Origin of the sequence: Mesonia sp. HuA40 (assembly GCF_008017835.1) — a bacterium.
In the GTDB taxonomy this organism is placed as follows: Bacteria; Bacteroidota; Bacteroidia; order Flavobacteriales; family Flavobacteriaceae; genus Mesonia.
In genome coordinates this window covers 1-1921 of record NZ_VRLT01000036.1, presented here as the reverse complement: position 1 = coordinate 1921, position 1921 = coordinate 1, and the positions used below count along the sequence as shown (strand labels likewise).

Below are 1921 nucleotides of genomic sequence, written 5' to 3'. Positions count from 1 at the left end.
CGGTGGTCTATTTTTGTTTTCATAAGTGACTATAATTAATGGTTTAATTTTTAGTCAACCTATTTCAGGAAAGTTCATTGGTTATATGACGCACAACGGTCTCGTATAACCGTCAGTTACGGGATTAAAGATAATGATTTTCGGTTAAGCACTGACGTTAGCAATTCCGAGTGGATTCGGACGTAGTCGAATCCGCCGTAATTGCGGTTATACATTGTTAGCCACTGTTATTTTTGTCATAAATTTTTATAAATCCGATTGAGTCAGTTCCGATTTTGTTTTCCCATTTTCTTATTTTTAAATAGATGGTGTCATTCAATTCAGGTTTTCGCAAATAAACAACAAAATAGTCCATAGAGTCCATTTTCGTAATTGGCAAAAGGTCAAACGTGATTTTGTTTAGAGTGTCCTTTTGTGAAAACGAAACTTGAAATGGGAAATCAGTTTTAGTTTTGATTAATTCGGTCTTTACAGATGAATGTTTTCCGTAAGTAAATCCATTTTCTATAAAGGCATTAAATTCAAGTGAGTCAGTTTTCGGAACTAATTCAAACTCTAAATTTTTAATGAAAACATTTCGTTCTTTAGATTCCGTTAAATCTCCACGAGTTACTCTTCTGTATTTCCATTTTTCATATCCATACCAACCAAAAAAACTATTAATGAAACCGAATAAGAAATAAATTCCAATTACAATCCCTAAAATTGCCAATATCGGTTTTAGTTTTTTCATAATTGTGGCTAACGGCTTCGTATAACCGTCAGTTACGGGTTAATTAGCGTTTACTTTCGTTTTGGCACAGACGTTAGCAATTCCGAGTGGATTCGGACGTAGTCGAATCCGCCGTAATTGCGGTTATACATTGTTGTACACTGGCTTTTATTTTTTCCATTCTTTAATTTCAGAATTTAAAACTCCAAGACCGATTTTACCAGAATTTATATCAATTAGTTTTTTAAGTTTTTTTTCTACTTCTTCATTGGTAATATCCTTAAATATAAATCCTTTAACACCATTTCTCGGTTTTGCCTTAACTAAACCTTGTAAACTTGGATTTGGTAAATGGTTAGATACAATTCCGTGAGCAATTAATCTCCGAAATTCATTACAGTCAGAAATTTTCCCGTCAATTTTATTCCATAGTTTTGATAATTCCGAATTATCCTTTAATCCGTTTCTAATTCGTTTACGTTTATCATCCAAGTTAAGCCCAATTATATCAGGTTTTAGTGGGTTTTCTTGAGTTCCATTTTCTAAATACGAAACCATAACACCTAGACCAAATTCAATTTCGGAAAATGTAAGTATAAATTCACCTACGTTCTTTTTAAAAATATCATTAAGGTCAAAAGGATTCATTTTTTTTTTCAGCTTGTGTACAACGGCTTTGGCTATGATTTCGTTGCGGATAAATACGCAGGATTTATTCCGTTATAGCTCAAAGATAGAAAAAAGCGTGGAATTTTCGGTAGAAAATTCCGCCGCAATGAATTATAGCCGTTGTTACATACTGTGGCGACACGCTCTGCTTAGAACGCTCTGCTATGCCGTCCACATAATTTTTTCCGCTCTGATTTTTTTCCGACCACTTTTTTTATTCAGCAATGCGCTGATTTAATTTTAAAACGTAGATTTTAATATCTTTTTTTCGTTTATTTCAAATTTTTGATTCGACCTTAATTCCGCTTAATTTTTAAATTCGCTTTTTATTTTTTTGCACGATATTGTTTTATTCAATTTTTTTCAGCGTTGTGCTTTTCATTCCGTGTAATGTTTTTTCAATTTCGCAGATGGCTTTTCAAGTCAGTTGATTTTAATAAAAAAATGATTTATTTTTTTCTCAAGTTTTTCAAACAGGCAGAAAAATTATTTGTCCGTTCTGCTTTTTATTCCGAGCCATTGTATGTAACGGCCTTGGCT

2 protein-coding genes are annotated in these 1921 nt (G+C 32.6%); both read right to left on the bottom strand.

Annotated elements, in window-relative coordinates:
- Positions 1 to 217: 217 nt before the first annotated feature.
- Positions 218 to 733 carry a hypothetical protein gene (locus FT993_RS08345; RefSeq protein WP_147862096.1) on the bottom strand — a complete coding sequence of 172 codons (516 nt, stop codon included), beginning with the start codon at positions 731 to 733 and terminating at the stop codon, positions 218 to 220.
- A gap of 147 nt (positions 734 to 880) precedes the next feature.
- Positions 881 to 1360, bottom strand: coding sequence for a hypothetical protein (locus FT993_RS08340; RefSeq protein WP_147862095.1), 480 nt, complete (start codon positions 1358 to 1360; stop codon positions 881 to 883).
- Between the last annotated feature and the right edge of the window lie 561 nt (positions 1361 to 1921).

Excerpts from the sequence above, each read along its gene's own strand:
- FT993_RS08340 (WP_147862095.1), bottom strand. The coding sequence starts at position 1,360 with ATGAATCCTTTTGACCTTAATGATATTTTTAAAAAGAACGTAGGTGAA.
- FT993_RS08345 (WP_147862096.1), bottom strand. The coding sequence starts at position 733 with ATGAAAAAACTAAAACCGATATTGGCAATTTTAGGGATTGTAATTGGA.